The following is a 26,793-nucleotide window of genomic DNA, read 5'->3' as shown; positions in this document are numbered from 1 at the left end:
GCAATGAACCAGCCTCTCATTCAGGTCGAAAACCTTAGTCTTTCCGTGAAAGGAGTTGATGATCACCGCATCGTTCGCGATGTTTCATTCAGCGTTGGTGAGGGTGAAATCGTCGGTATCGTCGGCGAAAGCGGTTCGGGAAAAACCATGGTGGCACGCAGCCTCATGGGTCTCCAGCCACCGGCGATTGCCATTTCTGGCGGTGATATCCGTTTCGAAGGCCGCTCTGTACCATCGATGAAAGGCAAGGAAATTCGCGCATTGCGTGGCTCTCGGCTGGGCATGGTGTTTCAGGAACCGATGACCTCGCTCAATCCGTCGATGACCATCGGCAAGCAGCTTGAAGAGCCACTGAAACTGCACATGCGGCTGGATGCTGCGGCGCGGCGCGCCAAAATTCTCGAGATTTTGCGGCGGGTTGGCATTCATGATCCCGAAGGTGCCTTGTTGGCATTCCCGCACCATTTTTCCGGCGGCATGCGCCAACGTATGATGCTGGCATCTGCCATGCTGCTGCGACCATCCCTGCTGATCGCCGACGAGCCCACGACCGCGCTCGATGCTCTGGTGCAGCGCGAGGTGCTGGAACTGATGCTCGAGATGGTGCGCAGCGAAAATACCGCACTGTTGATGATCAGCCACGATCTGCCGATGGTGGCGCGCTACTGCGACCGCGTCATCGTCATGCGGCATGGCGAGATTGTCGAGCAGGGGCCGGTGACGGATATCATCTCCAATCCGCGCCATGATTATACACGCGAATTGCTGCAATCCATGCCGATGCGTGGGCCGCTGAGAGACATCGATCCGCAAGCGAAACCGGTTATGGAAGTGCGCGGCATAGAGGTCACATACACTGCCCACGCTGGCTTTATGGCGCCGCAAAAGACCAAGAAGGCTTTGCATGGCGTCGACCTTGTCGTGCGGCCGGGTGAAATCGTGGCGCTGGTCGGTGCCTCCGGTTCCGGCAAAACGACGCTTGGCCGGTGTATTGCCGGGCTGGTACCTGCGTCCGCCGGCCGTATTTTCTTCGCCGGTGAAGAGGTGAAGCCGGATTCGCCCGCATGGCGAAATTACCGCCTTAACTGCCAGATGATCTTTCAGGACCCGTTCGGTTCACTCGATCCGCGCATGAAAATTCGCGACATCGTCGTAGAGGCTTTGCGTCACGACACCACCTCGAGGCGGGAAGAAAAGCTGCGCCGCACGCGCACCATTCTGGAAGAAGTAGGGCTCGACGGGCGTTATCTCGACCGGTTCCCGCACGAGCTTTCCGGTGGCCAGCGTCAGCGCGTGGCAATTGCACGTGCCATTGTCGGGCGACCGCAATTTGTGATTGCTGATGAGGCGGTGTCGGCACTTGACGTTACCGTGCGCGCCAGAGTGCTGGAACTGCTGGCTGATCTGCAGAAACGATATGGTTTTTCGTGCCTGTTCATCAGCCATGACCTCGGTGTGGTCGAACAGCTCGCCGACCGGGTGGTGGTGATGCGTGATGGCGCCATCGTTGAGCAAGGCACCCGCGACGACATTTTTGATGCTCCGCGATCGGAATATACGCGCGCCTTGCTTTCGGCCATCCCAACCCTGACCCGCACCGAAACTGGCGTTTCGCTGAACTGGCGTTTCGCAGAAATGGAAAAACAGCAGGCGGACGTATTGCAATGAAAATGACAGCAGTAACCGCGGATCTGCCACAGGCAACGCCCGCCTCGCGTGGCACGGACCCGGCGATAATCCTTGCCATGCTGGATGAGATCAAACGTCACGATCTCGAATTGCATAGCCTCCTCATCTGGCAGGATGGCGCGCTGATCACCAGCGCTTATTGGGCACCGTATTCACTTGCCCGCCCGCATATGATGCATTCCGTAACCAAAAGTTTTACCTCCATGGCTGTTGGTCTGGCGGTGTCGGATGGTCTGCTGTCGGTCGATGATGCGGTGCTGCAATTTTTCCCTGATTATGCAGGACCGGTCGACGATAATCTGCGGGCCATGAAGGTGCGGCATCTGCTGACCATGACCAGCGGTCATGGCCGTGGTATTTCCGGTGGCTCCTGGCGGCGGGTGCTTTCAAGCTGGGTGGAGGATTTCCTGCGCCAGCCCAGCCCCCACAATCCCGGTGAGGTGTTCGTCTACGACAGTGCCGCAAGCTACATGCTGTCTGCCATCGTGCAGCAGGTCACGGGGCGGTTGATCGCGGATTATCTCTCAGAGCGGATATTCCAGCCGATGGGCATGTCTGCCAACATGACGTGGGATACGGGCACTGACGGCGTCAACACCGGCGGTAATGGCCTCAGCTGCACCAGCGAGGACATGTTGAAACTCGGCATATTGCATTTGCAGGGTGGCGAATGGCATGGCCGACAACTTTTGCCGCGCCAATGGGTGCAGGCGGCAACCGGCATGCAGATCCGGGATGTGGTGATGGGTGTGTTTACCGGAGACCATTATCTCGGCCCGGACGAAGTTGGAGATGGTCAAAAGGTTAGCCGGCGTGAAGGCTACGGATATCAATGGTGGCGTGGTCCCCATAACAGCTTTTCTGCCAATGGCTTGTTTGGCCAATATTGTATCGTCCTGCCGGACGAAAATGCCGTCGTGGGGTTCACTGGCGGCTTGGAAGACAGTGATCGCCGTGTCCATCAGCTGATCTATGAATTACTGCGTCCAGCGCTCGGGAAGGGTGGCGGCACAACTGAGAGTGCTGAGAAGCTGGACGTGCGGCTTGCTAGTTTGAAGCTTGTAAATTATGCAGACAAGGCGTTTTCGCCGGACAAGGTACCGTGCGGTACATGGATGGTCGAGCCCAACGATCAAGCTATCGACAGCGTCGCTCTCGCCACCAACAATAATGAACTGAGCGTCATTCTTCGTGACGCCGACGGTGAACATCACCTCCGGGCCGGATGTGGTTTTTACATTGAAACTGTCACCTCCATACCCGGCGCGAGGCTGCACCATTCCTATCAGCCGGCGGGAGGATTGAGGGTCTTGGCCTCTGCCCGTCTTCTTGAAAGTGAGGGTGCGGACACTGTTCTGGAAATGGACTGGATATTCGTTGAAACGGCGTTTCGCGATACTGTTCGCTTACGTTTTGCAGATGGCTCTGTGACCCTTTCGAGGCGGGTGAATGTCAATTCATCACAGCTTGAATTACCTGACCTCAAGGGGCGACTGCTAGAGCAGCATACAAGGGAGAAACAGCATGGTTGATGATGAGCCGGTTGCGATTTCCCGCATGACGCATGAGACATTTGCGGCGCGTATGAAACGCCCCGCAGTCATTCTCATTCCACTTGCCTCGCAGGAAGAGCAGGGGCCGCATGCGCCAATGGGCGATTTCATGCTGACCGAACGGCTGGCGGAAATGAGCGCCCGGGCGGGCGACGGGCTGACAGCACCTGTGCTGCCGTTTGGTCATGCCGAATTTTTCCGTTCCATTTCCGGTGGAATTCAATTGCGTGCTGCGACGTTTACCGCCGTGCTTGAGGATATTCTGACTTCCCTCCTCGACCACGGTCACGAACAGTTGCTGATTTTCAATGGGCACACAACGAATGCACCACTGATCGATCAGGTTTGCCGCAAGTTGCGCCGTGAAAAAGGCGTGCTGATACCGGCACTGAACATCTGGCAGAGCCTGCCGGATAGCTTGTGGAAGACACTTTACGGTGATGATGCAACGCGTGTTCGCGGTCACGGCGGCGAACCGATGACCTCGGTCTATATGCATCTTTTTCCCGAACTGGTTCGAACCGAAGCGATGCGCGATCCCGCGCCGCGTGGCAGCGTGTTCGGTTTGCCTGTTGGTGGTGTCTCTGCCACGCGTTTTGAAGGAATACCGGTCCAGATACCGCTTGATTGCACCGAGGTCGATCCGGCTGGCATGCTCGGTGGTCGGGCCTCATTGGCAAGTGCAGAAAAAGGTCAGGTGATCTGTGACCATATTGTTGGACATACTGCGCGGCTGATGCGCCATCTGGCCGGTTTTGATCCACGAAATGCTGTACAGCCATTTGAGGCATCTGCCCCAAGGCCGTCGCAAGGAGAAAGCCATGACTGAATTACGGATCGGTGCAATGCCGGTTTCGCCTCCGCAGGAGGTAATCGAGGCGTTGCAGCAGATTGAAACCGCCAGTATCGGGCATCTGCGTCACACCGGTTTCATGAGTGGTTCCATTCAGGCAGTCTTGCCGCAACAACAGGCCTGTGCCGGGGCTGCTGTTACGCTCGCCATTCCCGCCATGTGCTCGACGCTGTTGCATTACGCGCTGAGCCAGGTGCGCCCCGGCGACATGCTGGTGATCGACCGGCTGGGCGACAGCCGCCATGCCTGCCTTGGCGGTGCGGTTGCACGGGCTGCGCGTATGGCCGGTGTTGTCGGTGTCATCATTGATGGCCCGTGCACGGATGTCACGGAAATCATTGCCGAAGGGCTGCCCGTTTGGTGCCGCGGTGTTTCGTCTGTCACGACCCGCCAGCTTGATCTTGGTGGCACATTCAATCGTCCAATTGCTTGTGGTGGTGTGCCGGTTTTGCCGGGCGATATCGTGTTGGCGGATGCGTCAGGTGTGGTGGTGCTGCCGGCAGATGAGGCAGCAGACATCGCTGAGATCTGCATTGCCCGTGAGACACGGGTTGCCCGAACCATGCAGCGGCTTCTCGATGGCGAAAAGCTCGGTGACATCACCCGCGCGGTGGACAAGGTGAATGCGCGCCTCAACCCAGGCGCACCGGAGGGAACACAAAAATGACCCCGTTTTATGGCCAGTTGCAAGATGTCACGATGGAGGGCGTGCTTTCGGTGATTGCACCCCGGGTACCTCTGGTGCCGATGGTGTTTGACAGCCCCCATAGCGGTCTCGACATGCCCAAGGGATTCAAGCCTGCTGTTTCCGCAGAACGTGTGAGAGTGGCGGCAGACACGCATATCGATGATCTGTTTCTGTCGGCATGCGATGTCGGTGCGCCGCTGCTGAGTGCACATTTTCCTCGCAGTTTTCTCGATGTGAACCGGTCCCTGCTCGACATGGACACGCAGCTTCTAGACGGTGATTGGCCTCATCCGGTGCGTGAAAGCGCAACCGCAAAACGTGGCATGGGGTTGATGTGGCGTTATGCCTGGGGCGATGAGCCAATGTATGCCGCACTCATGAGTGTGGCCGAAGCTGAGGCGCGGATCGCCACTTACTGGGAACCCTACCACGAACATTTGGCTGGCCTGCTGAACGCCATCTACAGCCGGTTTGGCCGCGTTTATCACATCAACTGCCATTCGATGACCGCTGTTGGCCATGCGATTTCGTCTGATCCGGCGGGAACGGTGAGGGCAGATATTTGCCTTGGCGATCTGCATGGTGGGTCGGCCTCCGGCGAATTTATAGCGCTGATCACCGAAACTCTCGAAGCGGAGGGGCTGGTCGTTGCGCTCAACAAGCCTTTCCGCGGCGCAGAACTGGTTGCGGCCTATTCGAACCCGGCCCTGCAACGCCACAGTGTGCAGTTCGAGATCAACCGCAAGCTCTACATGGATGAGACAACGCGCGAGCGTAACGATGGTTACGAGGCATTAAAGGGTGTGCTTGCCCGTATGAACCGCGTGCTGGCCGATTACGCCAGCCAGCAACCACCGAAAAAACTCTAAGGGGAATTGTCTCATGTCTGTCACGCAAAAGGCTGTGCCACTCAATTTCTATCGTCGCGGCCGCACGCCGATCTTTGCGTCGCGTATGGATCAGCGCTTTTCGTGGTGCTGCTATATTCCGGAAGGATATGATCCGGCCGGTGAAATCGTACATCCGCTTGCAGTCCTCGTTCACGGCAGCCTGCGCGATGCTGATATCCTGCGTGATGAATTCATCGACTTTGCCGAACAACACCAATGCGTTTTGCTGGCGCCGCTTTTCCCGGCTGGCATCGATGATCCTGATGATCTGCACAATTACAAACATATGATTTATCACGGCATTCGTTATGATCTTGTTTTGCTGGATATGATCGATGAACTGGCGACACGCTACCGTGTCGAAAAAGACAAGGTGCTGATGCACGGATTTTCCGGCGGCGCGCAATTTGCCCATCGTTTTCTCTATCTTCACCCGCACAGACTTCGCGCCGTTTCGGTGGGTGCGCCGGGTACCGTCACGCTTCCCGATGATCGCGCAAAGTGGTGGGTCGGTTTGAACGGCATGGAAGAGATCTTTGGCCAGCCCATTGATATTGACGCGATGCGTCGGGTGGCTGTGCAGCTGGTTATTGGTGACGCGGATATCGAAACCTGGGATGTCACCGTCGGGCCAAAATCACCCTTCTGGATGGAGGGCATCAATGACAGCGGCGAAACCCGCGTTGAGCGTTTGCGCACCCTGGAAAAGGGCCTGAAGGCGATTGGTGTCGAACCGCGTTTCGATACGGTTGCCGGCATCAGCCATGATGGCACCGGCATTCAGCCGCCCGTCAAGGCATTTTTCTCGGCAGTTCTCAAAGACTGACAAAAGTTTGGCCGGAGACTACGAAGTTGGTCAGTCTGTGGCCTGAACAGATGTGGCGACCCACCGCGCCACATTTTTTGTGCCCTCAGGTTCACCAATCGTGACACAGCGCGTGTTGACCGCAAACTCCGGCCTCTCAACGGTTACACTGGCGCGTTGCATACCAATCGTCGCGTGGAAATGCGCCTGCTCCGGGCTGGAGATTTCGCTCTCCGTTTTATGCAGTGTCACTTCCCCGGTTATGCCGTTCCGCTCTGCCAATTCCAGTAGCGCAATTTCCGCCGTCTGTGTTGGCGCATCGTAAGAGGGGTTGCCGCGATAGCAGGGCAGGTAAGGATTGCCCTGTTCAAGGCAGCTGAGAAACTCGCTAACCTGTGATGGTTCCAGTCGGCTGTAACGGGCCCGTTGCGGTAAAACGACAAGCGAGGCGGCAAATCGGCATCCACCGAGATGGGTAGATTGCAGGATGCGGAAACGACGTGGGTCGGCCGCCTGTCTCAGGGCCTTCCATGTCGCAAAGCCGTAACGCGCGCAACAAGGGTCCTGTTTGCCATCGGTGCAGCACACAACGGTCACGCGTGGGTCATGTGTACCGTCAAGCACGCCTCCACCAGCAATATGGAGTAGCAGCTGTTCGGCTTCCTCAGGCGTCACATGGTCTCTGACAATATGCTGATGCGTAAAACCGATGTTGTCGCCATCCACCAGTGCAACGTGAATACCCGCGGCATTGGCAGCCAGAATTGCCTGGCCGAGTCCTTCCGGCATGTTGTGCGATTTGATGCGTGGCACCCGCCAGTCACCGCGCGGCCAGTGCAGCAGCACATAGCTTTTTGACGATGGGCCAAGTCCCGATGCCGGTTCGCCGCGCTCAGCACACAGGTCACGGCAAAAGATACGTGCTGCCATCTGCGATCAATCACCAAGCCGGGCAGGGTGTGTCTCGCCACTGGCGGAAGAGCGGCTGAGATGGCGAAAGAGGATCGCCGAAGCCAGCTTGCGGTCATCGCTTTTGATGGCTTCCAGGATTGCCAGGTGGTCCCGTGCCGCTTTGCGTACGCCAGCTTCGCTCAGTTCGGCAAATTCCGCATATTCCGTCATGCGGCGCAGGCTGTTCTGGCGACGGATCGCCTGTTCGAGGAAGCGGTTGTTGGCCCAGGACACCACCGTTTCGTGGAAACGGGCATTTGCTTCAAACCAGGCGGAGCCTTCAATCGAGGCCAAGGGGGCATTGAGCAGCGCCGTCTGTTCACTTTCCAGCGCCAGCAGCATTTCCATGTCCACCCGGAATGTATCCTCCATGACGGCGCCGCATTCGATGATGGCGCGGAAGGCATAACTTTCATTGACTGCCTGCCGGTTGTCGAGGCATTCGGCAAAACGCCAACCGTGCCCGTCACGCCGTTCTGCCAGTCCTTCGGCAGACAGGCGCATCAGTGTGCGGCGCACGACACCGCGTGACGTACCGAAATGCTCCAGCAGTTCCGTTTCGGACGCTTCGCTACCGATCAGACCGTTTGCTCTTGCGTGCATGATTTGCCGATATAGCAAATCCATTTCAGATGGGGGTACAATCGCCTCTAGGCGGTCATCTGCCGACGGTACACGCACGAGGACGAAGCCACGATTTTCGGTTTGCGTCACAACTCCCTTCTCGGCAAGGAACTGTAGTACCTGCCGAATTGGCGTACGAGAAATGCCGAATTCGCGAGCGAGAGCGGCATCAGAGATTTTCCCTCCGACTGGCCACTTGCCCCCACGCACAATTGGTATCAACTTGCGAACGACTTCAATCTGAAGAGGACTGAGAACGTCCACTACGGCCCCTGCTAGATCCGAGGAATCCCTTAAAATAGTCACTTCCTATTAATCCAATCGATGTGATGATTTATGTGCGACTATAATACAATTTCCCAACGATCTCGAAGCAAATAGTTGGTTCAATCTCGATTTTTTGTGCTCTTCAGTTTCGGGAGCAGGTTTATTCGGGTGGCGGTGCCAATTTTCGGTACACACTGTATACCCCAGTACCGCCATGCATGGCGGGCACACCCAGCGTTAGACTGATATTCGCCGCTATTGGAAGGCTCAAAAATCCGTTCGCCGATAGCAATCGGTACAGGTTGGTGCAAAAAATTACCTCCTCAGAAGTTAGCACGTACAACCGCATTAGGCACACGGACCACGATGGGGCCGCAACTAATCAACTGCGCGTATTGGAAAAGATTGTTTGAGTATTACCAAGGTAACAACAGATCACGGGTTCGATTCCCTTCAAGAGCATGAGGAGTACAGGTTAGGTATCTTTCCTCCCCACATAGACAAAGTTGTTGTTGTCTACTCCTCTCTAGCAACATTGCTAAGCGGAGAACTGGTTCCATCGGCAAACCCACGATAACGCAGGTGGCTACGGTTGAGATGTGCGCGCATGGCCTCGCGTGCCTTTTCCGAGTTTCCGGTACTAATGGCCTCGCAGATTGCCCTGTGCTCCACCACGGTGTTTTGTACGTAGTCCGGCGTGATCAGTGCCGGGTTCAATTGCTTCGAGAAAGCCGGTTGCGGCAGAATCTGCAGGCTCATGAGGCTGAAAAATTCGATGAAGGCGCCGTTGTTCGTCGCTTCCGCAATGGAACGGTGGAAGACGAAATCGAGATGATCGAGTGCCGCCTCGTCATCCAGTGAAGCCTCGAACTGACGCGCGGCATTCCATATGTTGGATTCCTGTGCCCAGGAGCGCCGAACTGCGGCAAGGCCTGCCGCGTGCACCTCGAATGCCATCCTGAGTTCGAGAAGATCCATGAAGGATGTCTTGAGGCGGGATAGGGGGGCGAGGGCGACATCGGCATCGAATGTACCCGGTTCCTCGGCGCCGGCACGTGGTGTATCGCGGACGAACACGCCGACGCCATGTCGCGCTTCAACGACACCTTCGGAACGTAGCGCCGATACCGCTTCTCGGATAACGGTCCTGCTCACTCCGAATTGCTGTGACAGCTCGTTGAGCGAGCCGAGCTTTATGCCGGCCGAAAGTTGGTTGTCGCTGATATGTGTTTTCAGTGCCTGTATGGTTCGGCCCGTCAAAGTGTCCAAAAATCACCCGTCTTGTGAAGCGCTGGCGGTTTGCGCATGTCTTGATGGGAAGCAAGATAGCACGACCTATCGTAGTGATGCTATCTCTTTGATGCATCTTTTGTTTGATAGAGTGCGCACACTGGATTTTTACGTGCGTCGCGATCACTTCGATACCCGAAAAAAAGAATCCGAGAAATGCGTTAAATGGTGTGACCCTCATGTCGTATGATCACATTTATTTTCATATAAATCAGGTATTTAGCTTTGATATGGAGACCAAAATCACCAAGTGATAGCATCACTAATTTTCTTATTGACAAGAGATAGTATTTCAATAATCTCAAATGATAAGAAGTGAGCAGGCGATCAGCTAGGTCTTCAAGCCTATGACGACCTGCTCCGGGAACATGGTTGCGCTTCTGGCGCATCTTTAGAAATCGGATGGAAAGTCGCTATGGGTGTCGTCTCCGCACGCCTCTCAGAGCTCGGCATCGTATTGCCTACGATCGCGCCAGCCTCTGGGAATTACATATCGCATCGCATCGTTGGAAGCCTTCTCTTCGTATCGGGCCAGATACCGAGGATCGATGGAGTCGAGCATTATGTCGGTGTCGTCGGCAGGGATATTTCACCCGAGGATGGCTACAAGGCTGCCGGGCTTTGCGCGCTGAACATCGTGGCGCGCGTCAATGCCGCGCTTGAAGGCGACCTTGATCGCGTTGTTGCCTGCGTGCAGTTGCGCGGTTTCGTCAATGCGCCGGCGGACTTCAAGGGTCATCCCGCAGTCATCGATGGTGCGTCCGATCTTCTCGTGGAGATTTTCGGTGACAAGGGTCGTCATGTGCGCACGGCACTCGGCGCTGGTTCGTTGCCGCGCGGGTCATCCGTCGAAGTCGATGCGATCTTCGAAATCGTACCTAAAGCCTGACAAAAAGGGGAACTGGCCATGAACGGGACCAGCATTTCGGAAAAAGCCATCTCCATGAGCGGCGTCAACAAGTGGTATGGCAACCTGCAGGTGCTTAAGGGGATCAATCTCGAAGTCGGGCGCGGTGAACATATCGTGCTTTGCGGTCCTTCCGGATCCGGCAAGTCGACGCTGATCCGCTGCATCAATCATCTGGAGGAAATCCAGGAGGGCAGCATCGCGGTCAACGGCACGACGCTCAGCCAGAAGGGCTCCAATGCCGACCATATCCGCCGCGATGTCGGCATGGTGTTCCAGCAGTTCAATCTCTTCCCACATCTGACGGTATTGCAGAACTGCATGCTGGCGCAGCGTCGTGTACGCAAGACCTCGGTCGCTGAGGCGGAGGACAAGGCGATGCGCCATCTGGAGCGGGTGCATATCGCCGAGCAGGCGCAGAAATATCCGGCCCAGCTTTCCGGTGGTCAGCAGCAGCGCGTGGCAATCGCACGGGCGCTCTGCATGGATCCCCAGATCATGCTGTTCGACGAGCCTACATCGGCGCTCGATCCTGAGATGGTCAAGGAAGTGCTCGACACGATGATCTCGCTTGCCGACGACGGTATCACGATGATCTGCGTGACGCATGAAATGGGCTTCGCCCGCGCCGTGGCGCACCGTGTCATCTTCATGGATCGCGGCGAGATCATCGAAAGCGCCAAGCCGGATGTGTTCTTCAGCAATCCGAGCCATGAGCGCACCAAGACCTTCCTCAGCCAGATCCTCAATCACTGAGGGGCGACTGATGAATTATACATTCGACTTCGCCCCCGTTTTTGCTGCCTGGCCGTCGCTTCTCGATGGCGTGAGCGGCACGTTGAAGATGTCGTCGCTATCGATGATCTTCGGCCTGTCGCTCGGCATCGTTTTCATGATGATGCGGATGAGTAAGCAGCCGGCGCTAAAAGCTATCGCCGTCGGCTATATCGAGATGATCCGCAACACGCCGATCCTCGTGCAGGTGTTTTTCGTCTTCTTCGGCATGCCGGCGATCGGCATTCGCCTGAGCGGCGAGCAGGCCGCAATCCTTGCGATGACGCTCAACTGCGCCGCCTATGCGGCGGAAATCGTCCGCGGCGGCGTCCAGTCCATTCGCCCCGGCCAAATCGAGGCGGGCAGGGCGCTCGGCATGCACACGGTCGATATCTACCGCTTCATCGTGTTTCGTCCGGCGATCCGCGCGGTCTACCCGGCCCTGTGCAGCCAGTTCATTCTGATGATGCTGAACTCCAGCCTGATGTCCTCGGTTTCGGCGGAAGAACTGACCTATTTCGCCCAGACGCTCGATGCCCAGACTTTCCGCAGCTTCGAGATCTATCTGACGCTCGGCGTCATCTATCTGGCGCTGTCGCAGTTCTTGTCCATCGCTCTCGGCATGATCGGCCGGGTCTATTTCTCCTATCCGGCAAAGTGAGGCAGCGAGATGATCCGTCAATTCGGTTGGGGTGAGTTCCTCTTTCTGCTCGAAGGCGCACGCTGGACAGTTGTCCTTTCGCTGCTCGCCTTCACCTTTGGCGGCGCGCTCGGGCTTGCCGTGGCGCTGGGCCGGACCAGCAAATGGGCATGGCTGCGCATCCTGATGGCGATTTATATCCAGATCTTCCAGGGCACGCCGCTCCTGATCCAGCTGTTCTTCGTCTATTTCGGTCTGCCGCTTCTGGGGCTTAAGGTCGATGTCTGGATGGCGCTGACGATCGGATTGTCATTGCATACGAGCGCATTTCTCGGCGAAATCTGGCGCGGCAGCATCCAGGCGGTCCCGGATGGTCAAAGCGAGGCGGCTCGGGCGCTTGGCATCGGTTACATGCACCGGATGATTGATGTGGTTCTTCCGCAAGCCTTCCGCATCGGCTTGCCGGCGACCATCAGCTTTCTCGTCAACCTGATCAAGGGCACGGCGCTCGCCGCCCTGCTTGGCCTCACCGAGCTTACCCGCTCGGGGCAGCTGATGGCCAACATCACCTTTCAGCCGCTGCAGGTCTATGGGGCGGTCGCACTGATCTACTTCATCATCTGCGTACCCCTGACCTATTGCAGCGCAAGGATCGAAAGGCGCCTCAACGCCGCTCGGTAAAAGAAGAACGCATGAAAAAGAAACCAACCAGAGGTGACCACATGTTCAATACAGCATTGACCCTTTCGCGTTCGAAAGTCATGGGCGGGTTCGCCGCCATATTTCTCGCCGCGACCTCCTTTGCCACCTCGGCTTTCGCCGTGACGCCGGAAGAGATCAAGGCCAAGGGTACAGCCACGGTCGGCGTGCAGATGGATCAGTTTCCGTGGGGCTTCATCGATCCCAAGGGCCAGAACGACGGATTTGACATCGAGATCGCCAAGCTGATTGGCAAGGAACTCGGCGTCGAGGTGAAGTTCGAGCGCATCACCGGCCAGAACCGTATTCCGCTGCTGGTCAACGGCAATGTCGATTTCCTCGTGCCGTCCATGACGATCACCGAGGAGCGCGCCAAGGTCATCCAGTATGTCATTCCCTACTCGTCGAACGACATCACCGTCTGGGGCAAGAAGGACGCTGCCATCAAGGCGAACGAAGATCTTGGCAAATACGTGATCGGCGTCAACCGCGGCAGCGCCTTCGACCCGCTTCTCGTCAAGGTCGCCCCGCCGAACACGCAGATCAAGCGTTTCGATGATGATGCGACGACTGTTCAGTCGCTGCTGTCCGGCCAGGTCGACGCAATCGTCGGCAGCATCACCTACGGCCTCGTCATCAAGCAGGCGGGCTATGACGCTCAGTTCGAGCGCAAGTACAAGGTTGCCGACAACTTCCAGGGCATGGCGGTTCGCAAGGGCGACAAGGAAATGCTCGCCTTCCTCACTGATTTCGTGACCCGTCATACCGATGACGGCACGCTCGACGCGCTCTACAAGAAATGGATCGGCGTCGACCGCGCAAAACTCCCGACCACGGTTCCGGGCGTCGACTTTACAGGCAAGCAGTAACATCCCGATCCAGCGCGACGGCCGAAGGCCGCCGCGCCGGACAGAAAACATCAACAACTGAAGAGCTCTTGGCCCCCGCCTGTTCGCGCGGGCGGGGACAGGTCGCTGCACGCCGAAAACCGGGTTTTCGGGCAGCCGCAACAACAGCTCGCTTATGGAGCATGAGACAGACAATGGCGAAAGATGGCAAGCAGATCAGGGTCGGTGTCGATATCGGTGGCACCTTCACCGACGTTGCAATGGAGGTAGGCATCACGCTCCATTCGATCAAAGTGCTGACCGACTATTCCTATCCCGAAAATGCGATCGTCAAGGGTATCCGGCAGGTGGCGGAGGTTGCCAATGTCGAACTTTCCGAAATCGACACGATCATTCATGGCACGACGCTCGCCACGAATGCGCTGATCGAGCGGCGTGGCGCGCGCACCGCCTTCATTACCACCAAGGGTTTTCGGGACGTCATCGAGATGCGCACCGAAAGCCGTTTCGAGCAGTATGATCTCGATATCGTTCTCCCGGCGCCGCTCGTGCCGCGCAACGAACGGTTTGTCATTGATGAACGTATCGGCGCCGATGGTCTCGTGCTGAAGCCGCTCGACCTCGATGAGGTCGATGCCTTGTGCGATCACATCATCGCCGCCGGCTATCAGAGCGTCGCGATCGGCTTCATCCACTCCTACCTGAACGGCATGCACGAGAAGATCGTGAGAGACCGTCTTCTCGCCAAGAAGGCAGATATTTCGGTTTCTATCTCTTCGGAAGTCTCGCCGCAGATGCGCGAGTTCCAGCGTTTCAACACTGTCTGCGCCAATGCTTTCGTCAAGCCGCTGATGGCATCCTATCTTAACCGCCTCGTTGGTCGTCTGACGCAGGAAGGCACGCGTTGCCCGGTCTTCATGATCCATTCCGGTGGCGGCATCATCAGCGTCGAAAGCGCCATCGAGTTTCCGGTGCGCCTGCTTGAATCCGGCCCGGCCGGCGGCGCGATCTTTGCGGCGCATATTGCCAGCAGCTATGGCCTCGATCAGGTGCTCTCCTACGACATGGGCGGCACGACGGCAAAAATCTGCCTGATCGAAAAGCAGACGCCGAAAACCTCAAAAACCTTCGAAGTGGCACGCACCTGGCGCTTCAAGAAGGGCAGCGGCATGCCGATCTCCATTCCGGTCATCGAAATGGTCGAGATCGGTGCCGGCGGCGGCTCGATCGCGACGATCGACAGCATGCGCCAGATCCGAGTCGGGCCTCACAGCGCCGGTTCAGAGCCGGGTCCCGCCTGCTACGGTCGCGGCGGCGCAAACCCGACAGTCACCGATGCCGACCTGATCCTGGGACGTCTCGATCCGGACGAGTTTGCCGGCGGCGCGATGAAGCTCGACCGCCCGGCCTCGGACAAGGCGATGGATACGGATCTTGCATCCAAGCTCGATACGGATATCGCGACGGCCGCCTATGGCCTCAGCGAAGTGGTCGACGAAAACATGAGCAACGCGGCGCGCATGCACGCCGTGGAAAACGGCAAGGAACTCTCCGAGTTCACCATGATTGCCTTCGGAGGTGCGGCCCCCATCCATGCAGCGCGCCTTTGCGAAAAGCTCGGCATGGCCGAACTTCTGATCCCGCCGGGTGCCGGCGTCGGCTCGGCCATCGGCTTCCTGCGTGCACCCTTCGGTTTCGAGAGTGTCCGCAGCGCCTATAGCCGCCTCAGCCGCTTCGATGCGACCGCGATCAACCAGACCGTTTCGGACCTGATCGCGGAAGCGACATCCTTCGTGCGCTCAGGCGCGCCGGATGCCGATCCGGATCTCGAATGCATCGCCTACATGCGTTACGTCGGGCAGGGCTGGGAAGTGCCGGTGACGATCGAGGTTCGTGACTATGCGGATGCCGATGGCGATCTGTTCCGCAAGCTCTTCGACGAGCAATACGAACACTTCTTCGGCCGCGTCATCGACGGGCTCGATGTCGAGATCGTCAGCTGGTCACTGCGGGCCACCTCAAAGGTCGCGCCGCCGGAGCGGATCGGCAAGACGGCAAAGGTCGGCGAAGCAAAGGTTCGTGGCACGCGCGAGATCTTCGACGTGCAGGAAGGCAGCTTCCAGACCGCATCGATCGTCGACCGCGCAGACATGAAACCGGGCGATTTCGTCTCGGGGCCTGCCGTCATCACCGAACGCGAAACCTCGACCATCATTACCGCCAGCCGCGAAGTAATCATGCAGGCCGATGGCTGCCTGCTCGTACGCGTCAAGCAGAGCGCTTGAACGGAGGATCCTATCCATGAAAACCAATGCACTTTCCGACGTTCACATGCAGATCATGTGGAACCGGCTGATCTCCGTCGTCGAAGAGCAGGCCGTCACCCTCATCCGCACGGCTTTCTCTACCAGCGTACGTGAATCGGGCGACTTGTCCGCCGGCGTCTTCAATCGCGGCGGCCTGATGATCGCCCAGGCGGTCACCGGTACGCCCGGCCATGTCAACGCCATGGCGGAAGCCGTCGGTCACTTCATCCGCGATATCGGGCCGGAGAACATCTTCGAAGGTGATGTCTATATCACCAACGATCCGTGGAAAGGGACCGGCCACCTGCACGACTTCACCGTCGTTTCGCCGAGCTTCCGCAACGGCGCGCTTGTCGGATATTTCGCCTGCACGGCACACGTGGTCGATGTCGGTGGCCGCGGTTTTGGGCCGGATGCGAACGAGGTTTATGAAGAGGGCATCTTCGTTCCGATCATGAAGTTTGCCGAGCGTGGCAAGGTCAACAAGGACCTCGTCAACATCCTGCACAATAATGTGCGCGAGAGCCATCAGGTCGTTGGTGACGTCTATTCGTTGGCGGCCTGCAACGAGATCGGCCATCGCCGCCTGATGGATATGATGGAAGAGTTCCAGCTCGACGATCTGGAGACGCTCGGCGAATTCATCTTCAAGCGCAGCTATGACGCGACGATCGAACGGATTGCCGCACTGCCGAAGGGTTCCTATTCCAACACGATGCGGGTTGATGGCTACGGCTCGCCGATCGATATCGCCGTGCGCCTCGATGTGGGCGAGGATCATATCCTTGCTGACTTCGACGGTACTTCGGGGCCGAGCCCGAAGGGCATCAATTGCCCGATCATCTATTCGGCGGCTTATGCGTGCTACGGCATGAAGGTCGCGATCGCACCCGATATTCCAAATAACCACTATTCGCTCCTGCCATTCCGCGTCGTTGCTCCGAAGAATTGCATCCTGAATGCCCAGCATCCGGCGCCGGTGTCGGTGCGTCACGTGCTTGGCCATCTGGTTCCCGACGCCGTTCTCGGTGCGGTTCACAAGATGCTGCCCGGCAAGATCCCGGCCGAGGGCGCGGGCGCGCTGTGGAACCTGCATGTCAGCGTTCGTCCGCTTCAGGGCGACAAGGCTCCGACCGATGGCGGACAACGCGCCGAAGTTCTGCTGTTCAACAGTGGCGGTTCCGGCGCACGCCCGACGCTCGACGGTATGAGCGCCACGGCATTTCCGAGCGGCGTGCATTCGATGTCGATCGAGGCAACCGAGCACGTCGGTCCGGTCATCTTCTGGCGCAAGGAATTGCGCGACGGGTCGGGCGGTGCGGGCCAGTTCCGCGGCGGTCTTGGCCAGGTGGTGGAAATTTCGCCGACCGAAGGTCACGAGATGCATTTCAACGCCATGTTCGACCGTGTCGATCACCCGCCACGTGGCCGTGAAGGTGGCGAAAACGGCGCTGCCGGTGCCGTGCTGCTGGATGACGGAACCCGTCTCGCATCAAAGGGACGCCAGCATGTTCCGGCCGGACGCCGGCTGATCCTGCAGCTTCCGGGCGGCGGCGGTTACGGGCGGGCGGATAAGCGGGATGTCGCTGCGGCAGAACGCGATATCGCCTTCGACTACGTCGCTTCGAAATAAATCTCCCAAGAGTGCCGGGCGAGGCAGATGCCTCGCCCGGTCCCGATCAACCTAAATCCTCCAAGGAGACCGAAAATGAATTTCGAGAACCGCCGTGCTGCGGGCATCAAGTCCTCGCCGAGCATGGCGATTGCCATGGCGGCAAAGAAGCTGGCAGCGGAAGGCCGCGATATCATCGACCTTTCGCTTGGTGAGCCGGATTTCGAACCGCCGCCGCATGTGGCGCAAGCTGCCGTTGACGCGATCCGCAAGGGCGGTATCCGCTATGGCGCCCCGGCGGGCATGGAAAGCCTGCGTCAGGCCATCGTCAGGAAGTTCAAGACGGAAAACGGCCTGGATTATTCCACCGACGAGGCAATGGTTGCCAACGGTGCAAAGCAGATCCTGTTCGATGTGTTCCTCGCAACGCTGGAAGCGGGCGATGAAGTCATCATCCCCACGCCTTGCTGGGTATCTTACGGCGACATCGTCTCGCTGCATGGAGGCGAGCCTGTCTATGTGAACTGCGGCGCGGATGTCGGCTTCAAGCTATCGGCCGAGCAACTGGAAGCAGCCATCACGCCGAAGACTAGATGGCTGATGCTCAATTCTCCGTCAAATCCGACCGGGGCGATCTACTCTTCAGAAGAATATCGCAAGCTTGCCTGCGTGCTGGAGCGCCATCCGCGCATGCTCGTCGTCTCCGACGAAATCTACGAGCATGTGCTCTTGAACGACACACCCTTCATCTCCTTTGGCGAAGCCTGCCCGCAATTGCGGGACCGTACCTTGATCGTTAACGGCGTTTCCAAGGCTTACGCAATGACGGGTTGGCGGCTGGGCTATGCCGCCGGTCCGAAAGCGCTGATCTCGACGCTCAACAAGATGCAGTCGCAAAGCGTCTCATGCGTGTCGCCGGTCGCTCAGGCTGCAGCATTCGCGGCGCTGACCGGAGATCAGGCTTTTGTCGGCGAGGGTGCCCGAACATTTGCCAGACGGGGGAAGATCGTGGCCGGTCGGCTGGCTGAGATCGAGGGGATCGATTTCATCGCGCCGGATGGAGCCTTCTACGCCTTCGTCGGCGTGCAGCGACTGATTGGCCGCAAGACCGCCGATGGAGAAGTCCTCGGTGACGATACCGCGTTTGCGGCGCATCTGTTGCAGACATTCGGCCTGTCGAGCGTGCCGGGGGCTGCGTTTGCTGCGCCGGGCTTCATCCGCCTGTCGATTGCCGCATCCGAAGCCGAACTCGAGAAGGCCTGCGAACGACTGGCCGATATGGTTCACTCGCTGAAGCCCTGAGACGCCAACCCCCGCAACGGAAAATCACGAAAGAGATGCCGGATCAGCGCATCTTGCAGACAAGGAGGTACATGATGAAGACCGAGGAGTTGAAACAGGTGCTGGGCGCCGGCCTTTTGTCTTTCCCCGTCACGCATTTTGACGGCGAGGGCAAATTCAACGCCAAGAGCTATGCCGAACACGTCAACTGGCTTTCAGGCTACGAGGCTGCCACGCTGTTTGCCGCCGGCGGGACGGGCGAGTTCTTTTCGCTGACGCCGGAGGAAATTCCGCAGATCGTCCGCGTCGCCAAGGAGGCCGCTGGAAAGACACCGATCGTATCCGGCTGCGGTTATGGCACCGATATCGCCGTCGGCATTGCCCGATCGGTCGAAAAAGCCGGTGCCGATGGTATTCTGCTTCTGCCGCATTACCTCATCGACGCTCCCCAGGAAGGTCTCTATCGCCATATCAAGGCGGTCTGCCAGTCGACCGGCATGGGCGTCATGGTCTATAACCGCGACAACTCGGTGCTGCAGGCCGATACGCTTGCAAGGCTTTGCGACGAATGCTCGAACCTCGTCGGCTTCAAGGATGGTACCGGTGACATCGGCCTGGTGCGCCAGATCACCGCAAAGATGGGCGATCGGCTCACCTATCTCGGCGGCATGCCGACGGCTGAACTGTTTGCCGAAGCCTATCTCGGTGCCGGCTTCACCACCTATTCCTCGGCCGTCTTCAATTTCGTGCCGGGCCTCGCGATCGATTTCTACAAGGCCCTGCGCGCCGGTGAACGAGGCCGTTGCGAAGTTATTTTGAACGAATTCTTCTACCCGTTCATGGCGATACGCAATCGATCCAAGGGGTATGCCGTATCCGCGGTCAAAGCCGGTGTTCGTCTCCAGGGCTTCGATGCCGGTCCGGTAAGGGCGCCGTTGCAAGATCTATCGGCCGAAGAGATGGCGATGATGGAAATGTTGATCGGCAAACACAAACGCTGATGTTCAGCGTCGAACAGCGGTGCTGCCAATGGCAGCACCACCCCCATGTCTTGAAAATCAATTAGTAGTCGATCGGCAAGTTCCCGACAGTAAGAGGCCACGCCGCCTGAATTCAACCCATCTGAAAATTGTCGATGAATGAACCGGCGCACATGGATCGCTGGATTGCCTGCCGCGAAACCAGAGATCCCGAGAACTTAAGATGGTTCGCTTTTGCCAAGCCGCAAAATGCCCAGGTCAAAGGTTCTATTCCCTTCAAGGCGATGGAAGGTTCGACATTGGTTGCAAAGGAGCCATAATCTCTGCCAATGTGACTTGTAAGAAGGATTGGAAACCGCCGTTCGTCAGTCTAAGCCAATATCTGTTGCGGACGAGTTAGCATCTCTGGGCGTAACACGGTGTCGAGCGTTTCCTTCGCCATCAAGCCACGTTCAAGGACGATTTCGTAGACTCCGCGTCCCGATCGATGAGCTTCCAACGCAACCTCCGTCGCGTTGCTATAACCGATATAGGGGTTAAGGGCTGTAATGAGGCCGATCGACTGCTCGACATTGTCTCTGAGACGGTCACGGTTGGCGGTGATGCCGCGCACGCAGTTTTCTTCCAACGTCCGGCAGGCTTCGGTCAGATGGCGGATGGAGTTATCAAGGCTGTAAAAGATGATCGGCTCAAAAGCATTGAGTTGAAGCTGGCCCGCTTCCGCGGCCATCGTCACCGTGACGTCATTGCCTATCACTTCGAATGCCACCTGATTGACGACCTCAGGGACGACCGGGTTGACCTTGCCTGGCATGATCGACGAGCCCGCCTGACGCGCCGGCAGATTGATCTCGCCGAAACCGGCCCGCGGTCCTGAGGACAACAGTCGAAGGTCATTGCAAACTTTCGACAGTTTTACGGCCACACGTTTCAACACGCCAGACAGCTGCACGAAGGCGCCACAATCCTGCGTGGCTTCAACCAGATCTGGGGCGGTGAGCAGATCGATGCCGATGATGCTGGACAGATGTTCGCGTACCTTGGTTGCATAGTCCGGGTGGGCAGTGATGCCGGTTCCGATTGCCGTTGCGCCAAGATTGATTTCACGGATCAACAAAGCCGCTTCCGACAAGCGGGCTTCATCTTCCAGCAGCATGACGGCATATGTTCCGAACTCTTGACCCAAGGTCATCGGAACGGCGTCCTGCAACTGTGTCCGACCCATTTTCAGGACATCGGCAAATTCCGAGGCCTTGTCGGCGAATGCCATACGTAAGCCAGCCATCGCGCTGAGAAGACGCCCGATCCCGGCCAGGCACGCGAGCTTCAATGCGGTGGGGTAAACGTCATTGGTCGACTGGCTAAGGTTGACATGTTCATTGGGGTGAAGATGAGCATAGTCACCACGGCGATGCCCCAGGATTTCAAGCGCCCTGTTGGCGATCACCTCGTTGGCATTCATGTTCGTGGAAGTGCCGGCACCGCCTTGAATAAGATCGACGACAAACTGATCGAGAAGTGCGCCGCTCCGAATTTCCTGACATGCCTGGATGATGGCTTCAGCCAGTTCTCGGCCAAGGATATTGAGGTCGAAATTGGCTCGTGCAGCTGCTTCCTTGATGGCCGCAAGGGCGCAGACCAGATCCGGTGCATCTGACAGACGCCTGCGGGAAATTGGAAAATTCTCAACCGCCCTCAACGTGTGAATGCCATAATAGGCCTCGACCGGAACAGAACAGTGTCCGATCAGATCATGTTCGGTGCGCATTGGAAGAGACGTGATCATTGGTTTTTCAAGTCAGGGCGGTTGGATGTGATGCGGATGGTCTGTTAGCGAAGGCGCTGCGGGGTAGCATCTGCCGGGATCAGGGGAACGTAGCTTTCTCCGCCCAGTTGCTCCTGATGCTCGCGTTTTGCTAGAGCAATAAGTTCCGGGTCGGTCAGAGCACGCACGGCAGATGCAGCAAGCACTTTGCCTGCCTGCAACATGCCCTTGTGGGCATAACCCGAGGTACCCTGCGACACCATCTGCCAGGTATGTGGAGGGGTGCCGTAAGCTTCGGTCGCCACGTAGACCTGGCCGGTCGGAACAAGCCAGCTGACGTCGCCGACATCGGTCGAACCATGCAGGAAGGTCGGTACTTCTTCGAAGGCGTTCAGGTCCTCCGATAGGATTTTGGCGCGCTTGGCAATCCGGGCCTGAACTTCACTCGAAAACGTCTTCTGAATGCTTCCGGCAAAATCCTTTTCGCTGTTCGAAAAGCTGGCAACGCCGAATTTTTCGAACTCCTGATGCATCATCCGCGCCAGCGTGACATTCGGCACAAGATCAGCCGACGCCGCGTCAAAGGTGACTTCCAGCTGGGTGCCTGTCATCAGCGCTGCACCGCGTGCAACATCCGTTACCCGTTCAGTGATGTCACGGACCTGATCCATGCGCGGTGCACGCACCTTGTAAAGCACCTGTGCCTGCGACTGCACCACATTTGGCGCGCGTCCACCGGTGTCGGTGATGGCATAGTGAATGCGGCCATCTTGAAGAATGTGTTCGCGCAGATAGTTACAGCCGACATTGGTCAGTTCGACTGCGTCCAGCGCGGAGCGCCCGAGATGCGGTTCGAAACCGGCATGGGCACTTGTGCCACGGAAGGTGAAATACAGCTGATTGGTCGCCAGCATGCGGGCATTATAAGCGAGATTTTCATCCCACGGATGCCAGGTGAATGCCACGTCGACGTCCGAGAACAGGCCTTCGCGGGCCATGTAGGCCTTGCCACCACCGCCTTCTTCGGCCGGGCAGCCATAATAACGGATCGTGCCTTTCAGGCCCAGTTCGTCCTTGCAGGCCTTGAGCGCCAGAATGGCGGCAAGTGCGCCGGTTCCCAGCAGGTTGTGGCCGCAACCATGGCCGTTGCCACCTGCAACGATAGGGTCGTGGCTGGTGACACCGCTCTTTTGGCTGAGACCGGTCAGCGCATCGAATTCGCCGAGGATTGCAACGACCGGCTGGCCTTCGCCATAGCTGGCGACGAAGGCGGTTTCGATGTTGCCGGCATTGCGCGTGACATCAAAGCCAGCCTTTTCGAGTTCATCGGCCAGAAGGGCTGCAGAGCGTGTCTCTTCATAACGGATTTCAGCGAAAGACCAGATCGCATCGGATACGGATTTGAGATTGTCGGATCGGGACGCGACGGTTCGTTCAATAATGTCGAGGTATGTCATGTTATTCCTTCAGGCGGTCTGTTCGACAGGCTTTTTGCCATGCACGGCGGGAAAGGTGGTGGCGATGATGCAGACCAGGACTGCGCACGCGACGATCACCGAGAACGCGATGCCGTAATTCTGATTGGTGGCTGAGAGGACGGCACCGATCAGCATCGGGGATGCAAACGAACCAAGCTGGGCGAGCGAATTGATCAAGCCTGTTGCTGTTCCGACGGTGTTCTGCGGGAAGTGCTTCATGATGCTAACGAAGACGCTGATCGAGATCGCATTGAGGAAGACGTTTGAAACCGAGAGATAGGCAAAGGCGAGCGGAATGGATTCCTCATTGGCCATCAGGTAGATGAAGATCGCAGACACGGCCGAACCGATGCAGATGAGGTACTTTTCCTTCTGGTGGAAAAAGCGGTCGAGCAACCAACCGCAGGTCAGGAAGGAAATGAACCCGAGTGCTGGTGGGATCATCGAATAGGCGCCCATCTGCACCATGCTCATGCCCTTGACCTTCACCCAGTAGGACGGCAGCCAGGACTGCAGACCCCAGAAGACGATGTTGGTGAAGAAATAGACGAGCGTGATTTTCCAGGTCAGCGAGTTTTTCAACAACGCACCAATGCGTTTCTTTTCTGAAACCTTTTCAACCTTCGCCTTGGCGACGGACTGGTCGTTTGGCTTCATGACTAAGAAAAGCGCGATCGACATGCAGATACCGACGCCGCCCAGCACATAGAACATCACCTGCCAGCTATGGGCAGCTATCAGCGCGGTAATGACGATGGAGCCGACGGCAAAACCAACCGAAGCACCGGACTGCAGCACCGACTTGGCGCGCGCCATTTGCGACTTTTCAAAATGTTCGGTGATTGCCACGGAGCCGCCCGCGGGAAAGACGGCCTCACCGGCGCCAGTCATGGCGCGTGTCGCAGCAAGCCCTACGGCATTGTGGACGGCACCCGACGCGGCCGTTCCCAGCGACCAGACTGCAACGGCGGAACTGAGCACGCGCCGTGCCCCGAAGCGGTCCACCAGATAGCCGCCAATCAGCTGCGTCATCGAATAGGCCAGGAAAAAGGCGCTGATGATCATACCCTGATGATCTGCGGAGAGGCCGAACTCCTCACTGATCGGAATGATCGCGATATTGATGGCGGTCTTGTCGATGAAGCCCACTACCCAGCACAGGAACAGCATTCCTATGATGACATGTCGACGCTGTATTTTTGAAAACATAACAGAAGTCCCCCTTTTTTTGACTTTCTGTCTTTGTCGCATTGCCACGAAGAAAATCGATGTTTATTCCTCTATAATATTACAGAATAATATGTGCAGATCACCATGAGGTTGCCGTGGAAATTATCCTGTCGTCCAATCCGGAACTGAGCAGGATGCAGCACGAGGGCGTGCTGCGTTTCAAAGATGTCGATGTGGCAACAGAGCAGACAGCGTCCCTGCTGTCCCACACGGTTGAGCGAAGTGGCGACACGCTTCGCGTGGTGGTGGACCACTCGTATTTCACGGCGAAACGCACGATTTTCGAGGTTTCTGCCCCGCACAGCGAACAGGTCACTACCCGCGTTGTTGCCGCCGTTCAGGAGGCGGTCATAGGCGTGCAGACCAAGACCGTGGAAATGCTGGCATCTGTCAATGCCGCAGTGATCAACTCCCTTGACGATCAGGAAATCGTGCATAGCGTCCTCGCTGAGGTAATGAATGTGCTACCGCACGCGGATGCCGGGGTCTTTCGGTTGTTTGACGAAGAAAGCGGTTATCTTATTCCGGTGTCGCATCAAGGGCTTCCGGATGACTATACGCATTACCGCCTGCAGCCGAATGAATCCGTCTCCGGCGAGGTCTTCGTAACCGGCGTCCCTGCCATTCATAATGGAAGGCAAAATATCATTGATGCCCACCGCGTGATGAGCCCCGAAAGCCAGTCTTTCATGGAGCGATCGCGGATTGCTAACGCATTGCTTTGCGTGCCCGTTGCCGCGGAAGGCAAGCGCCTTGGCACATTGACGACATTATGTTTTTCCCCTCGTGGTACCTTCTCGCTTTTTGACAGTACCGTTCTGGAATCATTGGCTGCTCAGGTTGCCGTCGCATATCAGCGTTCGCTCGCCTATAAAAACGCTGTCGCGACATCGAACCGACTTGAAAAAATGCGGAGCGACCTGGCAAGCAAGAATGCCGAGCTCGACCGTGCCGTGGAGTTGCACGACAAGCTTTTGCGTATTTTCTCCACCAGTGGAAGTCTGGTGGAGCGGCTGGATCTGGTTGCGGACTTGTTTGGCGTCGAGTTTCGATTCGAGAATGCGCTCGGTGTTGACTATCTAACCAGCGGCTGGACAGACACCCGCGGCAGTCTCAAGCAGATCGTTCAAGTCGCTGAAGCACCTGTGGGTTTCTTTCATTTCCGCCCCGTTTGCGACGTGCCCTTTCAAAGGGCACTTTTTGGCACGCTATCTGCCTTCGTGGCGTTGGATTTTGTCCGGGACATGTCGAGACTTGATGTCCTGAACGCAAGCAGGAGATCATATTTTGAGGATCTCCTAAAAGGCGTCGACAGTCACGGCCGTCTCGAACATTTCGGGTTCCGGCTGGAGCGCTTTCATCAGATCATGGTTGCGAAAGTCTTGGCTCCAGATTCACCTGATGCTCGCCTGTCTTTGCATAGGTCTCAAACAAATCTGCAGAACGCGATCAAGCTGTCGAACGTGCTTATTTTTCATCAGGACGATCAGATTATCATGGTCTTCTCCGCGTCCACTGCGGCTGCGCTTGCCAGAAATCTCGCCTCAATGATGGACAGAGTGTTGCTCCTTGATATTCAAGTGGGGGCAAGCCTGGTTTACGACCTGACCGGATTCCACTCGGCGGCCAAAGCTCAGGCTCAAAAAGCTGCGGATTGCCTCGCGCGGCGCGGACAATCTGGAATATTGTTGCATCAGGATATGGGAATCGAAGCTCTGCTGAGCGGGCGCGACCGGCATGAAATCATTGACTTTGCTCACGAGGTCCTCGCTCCGCTTCTCCATGACCGGAAACACGATTTTTTATATGAAACCCTACGAACCTATGTGCAGGAGGGAAAATCTGCTGCTCGAGCAGCTAGCTGTCTGAAGATACACAACAATACGCTGTATCAGCGACTTGCCAGAATTGAAACGCTGACCGGCCGGAAGATTTCAGATGCAGAGGACTTCACGCTTTTAAGCGTTGCATGCCAGCTTTACTCAACTTACTCCGGTTAAGCTTTTCGGTTGGAACGGCTGACATTGTTGCGAACCGCTGGCCATCCAATGGATAGAGGCAATCGGAAATGGGCATTTCTGCCACCCGAACCGCGGGTTCCAGTTCCATAATTTGACGTAACGCTACAGCCCACGCTCCGCTTGCTTGAAGCGATCAGATTGTCAATGGCTTAGCGGACTAACTCGAGGGTCGACGGTTCTGACCCCTTCGAGAGCAATACGATTTGAATCCTCACTCCAACACGCCTCCGCTCACTCTTCTCTGTAGCTGGCTCGTCCATCAAGTTTCCGAAACGGACGGCAGTAAGTTCCGGATTGGACGAAGTTGCAATCCGAATTGGACGCATGTAAACTCCGACCTGAACGCATCGGCAATCCTAGAATTTGGTAGCGATCAGGAGGAAAAATAGATTGAAAGGGGAAAGTCCTTCTGACCTCCTTTATCCGAGAGGCGCAGCCGAGCGAATTAGGGTCGCGCTCAAAGATACGCCAGTCGTACTTGTGAACGGACCGCGGCAGTGTGGCAAGACGACGTTGGCTCGAACCCTGCTCCAGACAGATCGTCCGTATTTCACGTTAGATGACGAAACGACCTTACTATCAGCAAAGACCGATCCAGTCGGCTTCGTTCGTCAGATTGATACTGCCATCATAGATGAGGTG

The 26,793-nt window shown here is 57.2% G+C and carries 24 protein-coding genes and 1 pseudogene; 18 read left to right on the top strand and 7 right to left on the bottom strand.

Features of this window, described 5'->3' with window-relative positions; translation table 11 throughout:
• Positions 1-3 precede the first annotated feature (3 nt).
• The 6 genes from K7A42_RS11485 to K7A42_RS11460 are packed head-to-tail and all read left to right on the top strand — an operon-like array spanning position 4 to position 6,499.
• The gene (locus tag K7A42_RS11485; RefSeq protein ID WP_282455186.1) at positions 4-1,668 is read left to right on the top strand and encodes an ABC transporter ATP-binding protein; all 1,665 of its coding nucleotides are present in this window, start codon (positions 4-6) and stop codon (positions 1,666-1,668) included.
• Positions 1,665-3,221 (top strand): serine hydrolase domain-containing protein, encoded by a 1,557-nt coding sequence (locus K7A42_RS11480; protein WP_220367151.1) that lies wholly within the window; start codon positions 1,665-1,667, stop codon positions 3,219-3,221. The genes K7A42_RS11485 and K7A42_RS11480 overlap by 4 nt, the downstream gene beginning before the upstream one ends.
• Positions 3,214-4,071 (top strand): creatininase family protein, encoded by an 858-nt coding sequence (locus K7A42_RS11475; protein WP_064263110.1) that lies wholly within the window; start codon positions 3,214-3,216, stop codon positions 4,069-4,071. Before K7A42_RS11480 ends, K7A42_RS11475 begins: the two co-directional genes overlap by 8 nt.
• A complete protein-coding gene (locus K7A42_RS11470; RefSeq protein ID WP_064263109.1) occupies positions 4,064-4,762 on the top strand; it encodes an RraA family protein in 699 nt (232 codons plus the stop codon). The genes K7A42_RS11475 and K7A42_RS11470 overlap by 8 nt, the downstream gene beginning before the upstream one ends.
• Complete coding sequence (locus K7A42_RS11465) at positions 4,759-5,652, top strand: N-formylglutamate amidohydrolase (protein WP_013637117.1); 894 nt, start codon at positions 4,759-4,761, stop codon at positions 5,650-5,652. The genes K7A42_RS11470 and K7A42_RS11465 overlap by 4 nt, the downstream gene beginning before the upstream one ends.
• A gap of 13 nt (positions 5,653-5,665) precedes the next feature.
• Positions 5,666-6,499, top strand: coding sequence for a hypothetical protein (locus K7A42_RS11460; protein ID WP_064263107.1), 834 nt, complete (start codon positions 5,666-5,668; stop codon positions 6,497-6,499).
• A gap of 30 nt (positions 6,500-6,529) precedes the next feature.
• Here the strand turns inward: K7A42_RS11460 and K7A42_RS11455 are convergent, their stop codons facing one another.
• The 4 genes and pseudogenes from K7A42_RS11455 to K7A42_RS11440 form a co-directional block, all read right to left on the bottom strand.
• Complete coding sequence (locus tag K7A42_RS11455; RefSeq protein ID WP_202049064.1) at positions 6,530-7,408, bottom strand: sucrase ferredoxin; 879 nt, start codon at positions 7,406-7,408, stop codon at positions 6,530-6,532.
• 6 nt (positions 7,409-7,414) lie between these two features.
• Complete coding sequence (locus K7A42_RS11450) at positions 7,415-8,032, bottom strand: GntR family transcriptional regulator (RefSeq protein ID WP_223215472.1); 618 nt, start codon at positions 8,030-8,032, stop codon at positions 7,415-7,417.
• A gap of 93 nt (positions 8,033-8,125) precedes the next feature.
• Positions 8,126-8,317, bottom strand: a pseudogene (locus K7A42_RS11445) (GntR family transcriptional regulator); the annotation flags it as partial.
• A gap of 519 nt (positions 8,318-8,836) precedes the next feature.
• On the bottom strand, positions 8,837-9,589 hold the full coding sequence (locus tag K7A42_RS11440; protein ID WP_064263104.1) for a FadR/GntR family transcriptional regulator: 753 nt from the start codon (positions 9,587-9,589) through the stop codon (positions 8,837-8,839).
• Between the two features lie 436 nt (positions 9,590-10,025).
• Between K7A42_RS11440 and K7A42_RS11435 the strand changes: the two genes are divergently transcribed.
• The 10 genes from K7A42_RS11435 to K7A42_RS11390 all read left to right on the top strand — a co-directional run bounded on the left by K7A42_RS11435 (position 10,026) and on the right by K7A42_RS11390 (position 19,977).
• Complete coding sequence (locus K7A42_RS11435; RefSeq protein WP_064263103.1) at positions 10,026-10,499, top strand: RidA family protein; 474 nt, start codon at positions 10,026-10,028, stop codon at positions 10,497-10,499.
• Between the two features lie 18 nt (positions 10,500-10,517).
• Positions 10,518-11,273, top strand: a complete 756-nt coding sequence (locus tag K7A42_RS11430) for an amino acid ABC transporter ATP-binding protein (RefSeq protein WP_064263102.1) — start codon at positions 10,518-10,520, stop codon at positions 11,271-11,273.
• A gap of 10 nt (positions 11,274-11,283) precedes the next feature.
• Complete coding sequence (locus tag K7A42_RS11425) at positions 11,284-11,952, top strand: amino acid ABC transporter permease (protein WP_282455185.1); 669 nt, start codon at positions 11,284-11,286, stop codon at positions 11,950-11,952.
• 9 nt (positions 11,953-11,961) lie between these two features.
• The gene (locus tag K7A42_RS11420) at positions 11,962-12,612 is read left to right on the top strand and encodes an amino acid ABC transporter permease (RefSeq protein ID WP_064263100.1); all 651 of its coding nucleotides are present in this window, start codon (positions 11,962-11,964) and stop codon (positions 12,610-12,612) included.
• Positions 12,613-12,623: 11 nt separating this feature from the next.
• Entirely contained in the window at positions 12,624-13,499 is an 876-nt protein-coding gene (locus tag K7A42_RS11415) for a transporter substrate-binding domain-containing protein (RefSeq protein ID WP_223215457.1), read from the top strand.
• A gap of 173 nt (positions 13,500-13,672) precedes the next feature.
• Entirely contained in the window at positions 13,673-15,763 is a 2,091-nt protein-coding gene (locus K7A42_RS11410; protein ID WP_064263098.1) for a hydantoinase/oxoprolinase family protein, read from the top strand.
• Between the two features lie 16 nt (positions 15,764-15,779).
• Positions 15,780-17,417 carry a hydantoinase B/oxoprolinase family protein gene (locus tag K7A42_RS11405; protein WP_064263097.1) on the top strand — a complete coding sequence of 546 codons (1,638 nt, stop codon included), beginning with the start codon at positions 15,780-15,782 and terminating at the stop codon, positions 17,415-17,417.
• Positions 17,418-17,492: 75 nt separating this feature from the next.
• The gene (locus K7A42_RS11400; protein ID WP_282455184.1) at positions 17,493-18,698 is read left to right on the top strand and encodes a pyridoxal phosphate-dependent aminotransferase; all 1,206 of its coding nucleotides are present in this window, start codon (positions 17,493-17,495) and stop codon (positions 18,696-18,698) included.
• Between the two features lie 74 nt (positions 18,699-18,772).
• Positions 18,773-19,678: a 5-dehydro-4-deoxyglucarate dehydratase gene (kdgD, locus tag K7A42_RS11395; protein ID WP_064263120.1), complete on the top strand. Its 906-nt coding sequence runs from the start codon at positions 18,773-18,775 to the stop codon at positions 19,676-19,678.
• Positions 19,679-19,812: 134 nt separating this feature from the next.
• Positions 19,813-19,977, top strand: coding sequence for a hypothetical protein (locus K7A42_RS11390; protein WP_282455183.1), 165 nt, complete (start codon positions 19,813-19,815; stop codon positions 19,975-19,977).
• Positions 19,978-20,027: 50 nt separating this feature from the next.
• Here the strand turns inward: K7A42_RS11390 and aspA are convergent, their stop codons facing one another.
• From aspA to K7A42_RS11375, 3 genes are read right to left on the bottom strand one after another with little or no spacing between them, the layout of a single operon-like run.
• Positions 20,028-21,443, bottom strand: coding sequence for an aspartate ammonia-lyase (aspA, locus tag K7A42_RS11385; protein WP_282455182.1), 1,416 nt, complete (start codon positions 21,441-21,443; stop codon positions 20,028-20,030).
• A gap of 44 nt (positions 21,444-21,487) precedes the next feature.
• On the bottom strand, positions 21,488-22,879 hold the full coding sequence (locus K7A42_RS11380) for an amidohydrolase (RefSeq protein WP_282455181.1): 1,392 nt from the start codon (positions 22,877-22,879) through the stop codon (positions 21,488-21,490).
• A 9-nt stretch (positions 22,880-22,888) separates the two neighbouring features.
• A complete protein-coding gene (locus K7A42_RS11375; RefSeq protein ID WP_174151424.1) occupies positions 22,889-24,109 on the bottom strand; it encodes an MFS transporter in 1,221 nt (406 codons plus the stop codon).
• 116 nt (positions 24,110-24,225) lie between these two features.
• Here K7A42_RS11375 and K7A42_RS11370 point away from each other — a divergent pair, with 116 nt between their 5' ends.
• Positions 24,226-26,130: a helix-turn-helix domain-containing protein gene (locus K7A42_RS11370; RefSeq protein ID WP_220367147.1), complete on the top strand. Its 1,905-nt coding sequence runs from the start codon at positions 24,226-24,228 to the stop codon at positions 26,128-26,130.
• Positions 26,131-26,541: 411 nt separating this feature from the next.
• A partial coding sequence (locus tag K7A42_RS11365) for an AAA family ATPase (protein WP_282454653.1) occupies positions 26,542-26,793 on the top strand: 252 nt, incomplete at its 3' end.

Origin of the sequence: Agrobacterium sp. InxBP2 (assembly GCF_026191755.1) — a bacterium.
Taxonomy (GTDB): domain Bacteria; phylum Pseudomonadota; class Alphaproteobacteria; order Rhizobiales; family Rhizobiaceae; genus Agrobacterium; species Agrobacterium pusense.
The sequence above is the reverse complement of the archived record's forward strand: the minus strand, read 5'-3'. Positions and strand labels throughout refer to the sequence as shown.